General features: G+C 58.1%; 4 protein-coding genes and 2 tRNA genes. All 6 read right to left on the bottom strand.

Features of this window, described 5'->3' with window-relative positions; all coding sequences use genetic code 11:
- Positions 1-260: 260 nt before the first annotated feature.
- A tRNA-Val gene (locus ACTG4B_RS15220) sits at positions 261-336 on the bottom strand.
- A 79-nt stretch (positions 337-415) separates the two neighbouring features.
- Entirely contained in the window at positions 416-985 is a 570-nt protein-coding gene (locus ACTG4B_RS15215; protein ID WP_439156550.1) for a histidine phosphatase family protein, read from the bottom strand.
- 72 nt (positions 986-1,057) lie between these two features.
- Positions 1,058-1,132, bottom strand: a tRNA-Val gene (locus ACTG4B_RS15210).
- Positions 1,133-1,145: 13 nt separating this feature from the next.
- A complete protein-coding gene (locus ACTG4B_RS15205; protein ID WP_439156549.1) occupies positions 1,146-1,496 on the bottom strand; it encodes an HU family DNA-binding protein in 351 nt (116 codons plus the stop codon).
- Positions 1,497-1,609: 113 nt separating this feature from the next.
- A complete protein-coding gene (gene lon / locus ACTG4B_RS15200) occupies positions 1,610-4,015 on the bottom strand; it encodes an endopeptidase La (protein ID WP_439156548.1) in 2,406 nt (801 codons plus the stop codon).
- 249 nt (positions 4,016-4,264) lie between these two features.
- Positions 4,265-5,056, bottom strand: a 792-nt coding sequence (gene tgt, locus ACTG4B_RS15195; protein ID WP_439156547.1) for a tRNA guanosine(34) transglycosylase Tgt, incomplete at its 5' end; no start/stop codon positions are given.

Raw genomic sequence — 5,056 nt, 5'->3', positions numbered from 1 at the left:
GCCATCTGCGCATCGGTCAGCCAGAAAAGATCAGACATATCACCGCTCCGTTTTCTGGCGGTGAATCACGCTCAGGAACTGAATTCAATAGGTCCTGACCCTAGCGGCACCACAAGACGCGCGTGATACCTGCCAGATCGGTTAACGAGATGTCTGACTTTTCCAGCCATGGTAGGCCCCAGTTGTAACCAAGAATGTAACCTTGAAACGGCCAAACAACTCGCAATGCAAGGGTTTTTTTTAATATCAAAGGGATAGAATGGTGGGTGATGAGAGGCTCGAACTCCCGACATCTTCCGTGTAAAGGAAGCGCTCTACCAACTGAGCTAATCACCCGATTGCGGGTGCTTTAGGCCAGTTCACACAGCGATGCAAGCCCCCTGCGCCATCGATTGGCGCGGATGCAGGCACGCCGTTAGCCCAACTGTGTTTGGGTCCCGTCTTTTATATGGAAAATCACCCCCTGCCCGCCGGGGAGCTGCGCCAGACCAGATTGCCCAAGGCCCAACGCAATCGCCCGCAGCATACGCGATGTAATCCCATGTGTGACCACGATCGCCGGACCAGACAGGTCGGCCAGAAACGCCCGGCACCGCACCTCCAGCAGGTCAAAACCTTCGCCACCCGGGGCCTGTTCATACAGCGCCAGCGGGCCGTCAGGACTGTCTTGCATGGGGCCCGTAACCACTAGTTCTGACCGGAGCCTGCCCTGCCACGCCCCGACACCGATTTCGCGCAGGCGATCGTCTGTCCGGATCGTGGCGATCCGGGGGGCCACGGCGATGCCAGCGGTTTCAAATGCGCGGCCCTGTGGGCTGCAAAAGGCATTAAATCCGGACAACTCCCTCTCATCCAACAAATCCGCCTGCCGGGCCGCTTGCGCGCGCCCCTTGTCGGTCAGGGGTGAATTGAGTCCACCCTGCATCCGGTCTTGGGCATTCCAAAGGGTTTCACCATGGCGCAGGATGTAAAGCTCTGGAAACATTGTCTTAAGGCAATCCAGTCAACGCAGAAGTGAGGGCAAACATTTACACCGGCGTGTCGAAAAAAGGAAAGATGGTGGGTGATAAGAGATTTGAACTCCTGACATCTTCGATGTGAACGAAGCGCTCTACCACTGAGCTAATCACCCGCTGCCGCTTGATTTAGTCGGCCTCGTCCGTTTCTGCAAGACCCGATTTACCCGCCCCGGCACCGTCTTTCCCGGCACCGTCTTTCATCGTGCGCAGCTTGAGTGTCAGCACCATTGCGCCACCACCAATTTGCTTGGTCTTGATGACACGCAGTTTACCCAATGGCGGCACTGCAAGTTCATCGCCACGGATCAGAGCCTCGGCCAGTGTGGCCAGGGCGGCTTCCAAAGCGATTTTCGCATCGCGTTTTTTCAGCCCGGACCGGGTGACCACGTCATCAAGAAAGGCAGGTTTCCGCACAGGACCACCGGCATCCTGCGGCGGGTTGGCGTCATCATCTGAAGATATCAGCGAACTGGGCATGTGGGCTCCTTGGGTTACCGGCCCCACAATACCGGGTTTATCGGCGATGGCCATAACAACAAAAAGGCGCGCCCGGGATCGGGCGCGCCTTTGTTTCGTTTGCGGCGGGCGGATCAGTGCGTCCGCGGGCTTTCACCTTCCGATGATGCCTTGAGTGCGGCTGCCGCAGCTTCTTCAGCTGCTTCGTCCCACTCGATCGGCTCTGGCTTGCGCACCAGCGCATGTGCCAGGACCTCGGACACGTGCTTGACCGGAATGATCGTCAACCCTTCCTTCACGTTATCGGGGATCTCGGGCAGATCCTTGGCGTTTTCATGCGGGATAAGGACCGTGGTAATGCCACCGCGCAGGGCGGCCAACAGTTTTTCCTTCAACCCTCCGATGGGCATTGCGTTCCCGCGCAAAGACACCTCGCCGGTCATCGCGATATCGCGACGCACGGGGATCTGTGTCAGCACCGACACGATCGACGTCACCATCGCCAGACCGGCCGATGGACCGTCCTTGGGGGTGGCCCCGTCCGGCACGTGGACGTGAATGTCCAGCGTGTCGAACTTGGTCGGTTTCACCCCGATGGCCGGCGCGATCGACCGGACATAGCTGGATGCCGCATCGATCGATTCCTTCATCACATCGCCCAACTTGCCGGTCGTCTTCATCCGACCCTTGCCAGGCAGGCGCAAGGCTTCGATGTTGAGCAGCTCACCGCCCACCGATGTCCATGCCAGACCTGTGACGACGCCGATCTGGTCTTCCTCCTCGGCCAAGCCAAAGCGGTATTTCTCCACTCCCAGAAAATCGTTCAGATTTTCGGCAGTGACATTGATCACCTCGGCCTCTTTCTTGACGATCTTGGTCACCGCCTTGCGGGCCACCTTGGCCAGTTCGCGTTCCATGTTCCGCACACCCGCCTCGCGGGTATAGACGCGGACAATCGACAGCAACGCATCGTCAGAGACGCTGAACTCCTTGGCTTTCAGCCCGTGGTTCTTCATCACCTTGGGCAGCAGGTGCTGTTTGGCGATCTCGACCTTTTCGTCCTCGGTATAGCCGGCCAGCGGGATGATCTCCATCCGGTCCATCAATGGCCCCGGCATATTGTAAGAGTTCGCGGTGGTCAGGAACATGACGTCCGACAGGTCATATTCGACCTCAAGGTAGTGATCGACGAACGTGGCGTTCTGTTCCGGGTCCAGCACCTCGAGCATGGCCGACGCCGGGTCGCCCCGGAAATCCTGCCCCATCTTGTCGATCTCATCAAGCAGGATCAGCGGGTTCGTCGTTTTCGCCTTTTTCAGCGCCTGAATGATCTTGCCGGGCATCGACCCGATATAGGTCCGCCGGTGACCGCGAATCTCGGATTCGTCACGCACCCCACCAAGAGAGATGCGGATAAATTCGCGTCCCGTTGCCTTGGCCACGGATTTTCCCAAAGAGGTTTTACCAACACCCGGAGGGCCGACAAGGCACATGATCGGCCCCTTCAGCTTGCGCGAACGCTGCTGCACGGCCAGATACTCCACGATCCGTTCCTTGACCTTTTCCAGACCAAAGTGATCGGCATCCAGAATCTCCTGGGCGCGGCTCAGATCCTTCTTTGTGCGCGACTTGGTGTTCCAGGGCAGCGCGAGGATCCAATCAAGATAATTGCGCACGACCGTGGCTTCGGCCGACATCGGCGACATGTTCTTGAGCTTCTTCAGCTCTGCATCGACCTTTTCGCGGGCTTCCTTGGACAGTTTGGTCTCAGAAATCTTCGCCTCAAGCTCGGCGACCTCGTTCTGGCCGTCTTCACCATCGCCCAATTCCTTCTGAATGGCCTTCATCTGCTCATTCAGATAATATTCGCGCTGGGTCCGCTCCATCTGGGTCTTGACGCGGGTCTTGATCTTTTTCTCGACCTGCAACACCGACATTTCGCCCTGCATCAGGCCAAATACCTTTTCCAGCCGTTCAGACACCGACAAGGTTTCCAGCAGGCCCTGTTTTTGATCAACTTCAATGCCAAGATGCCCGGCCACAAGGTCGGCCAGTTTAGCCGGCTCTGTCGCCTCGCCGACGGCAGCCATCGCCTCTTCGGGGATGTTTTTCTTGACCTTGGCATAGCGTTCGAATTCCGACGCGACGTTGCGCACCAGTGCTTCGACCTCGACGGATTCGCCGGGGATTTCGGTCAGATATTCCGCCGACGCCTCGAAAAAGCTGTCATTTTCGATGAAGTTGATGATCTGCACACGGCTGATCCCTTCGACCAGCACCTTGACGGTGCCATCGGGCAGTTTCAGCAGTTGCAGCACATTGGCCAGCACACCGGCCTTGTAGATGCCTTCTTGTGTCGGGTCATCCTCGCCGGGGTCAATCTGGCTGGACAGCAGAATCTGCTTGTCGTCCTGCATCACTTCTTCAAGCGCGCGGACGGATTTTTCACGGCCCACGAACAGCGGCACGATCATATGGGGGAAAACCACAATGTCGCGCAGCGGCAGGACTGGATAGGATGAACTCATGGGTTCTTGCATACTCGTTTCCTCTTTTGGCAAGATGCGCGGGTCCCGCTTTGGCGGCAACGTGGCACATCTCCTCTCGGGATCAATATGTGGGGTTCGTTTTTGAAGGTTTCAACCGAACACATACCAAACATCGTTTGCAGCTTGCCCTTGTGAACCGGCGACTGCAACCGCTCATCGTTATTTAGAATAATCTTCCGTTTCGAAAAGGGGAAAGTGAGACAAAGGCCGTATTCACGACCCTTTGGCGGTGCCTTTTGCTCACACCGGCGCGATGTCGCCCTGCGCCCGGTCTGCATGAAACGCATTCTCCCATTGCGCAAACGTGCCTGCGGCAATGGCATCGCGCATGCCTTGCATGATTTCTTGGAAATAGTGCAGGTTATGCCAGGTCATCAACATGCCGGAAATCATTTCTTGCGCGCGGAACACATGGTGCAGATAGGCGCGCGAATACCCCGTGCAGGCCGGGCAGGTGCAGTGTTCGTCCAGCGGGCGTGGGTCGTCTGCGTGGCGGGCGTTCTTGATGTTCACGACACCGCGGCGGGTAAACACCTGGCCCGTTCGCCCTGAACGTGAGGGCAGCACGCAATCCATCATGTCGATGCCGCGTTTCACAGCGCCGACGATATCGTCGGGTTTGCCGACGCCCATCAGGTAACGTGGCTTGTCCATGGGCAGCTGATCGGGCGCGAAATCCAGCACGCTGAACATCGCGTCCTGCCCCTCGCCCACGGCCAGTCCGCCAACGGCGTAACCCTCAAAACCGATATCGGTCAGGGCCTTGGCGCTTTCTTCACGCAGGTCCTGTTCCAGCCCACCCTGCTGGATGCCGAACAACGCATGACCGGGCCGGTCGCCGAACGCATCGCGCGACCGCTGCGCCCAGCGCATCGACAGGCGCATGCTGTCCTCCAGCCGCGCACGATCGGCGGGCAGCGCGGGGCATTCATCGAAACACATCACGATATCAGATCCCAGCAGGCGTTGAATCTCCATCGACCGTTCTGGTGTCAGCTCGTGCTTCGACCCGTCGATATGCGATTTGAAGGT

The organism is Yoonia sp., assembly GCF_965660735.1.
Classification (GTDB): domain Bacteria; phylum Pseudomonadota; class Alphaproteobacteria; order Rhodobacterales; family Rhodobacteraceae; genus Yoonia.
Note: the sequence above shows the minus strand (reverse complement) of the source record. Positions and strands in the feature narration are given on the sequence as shown.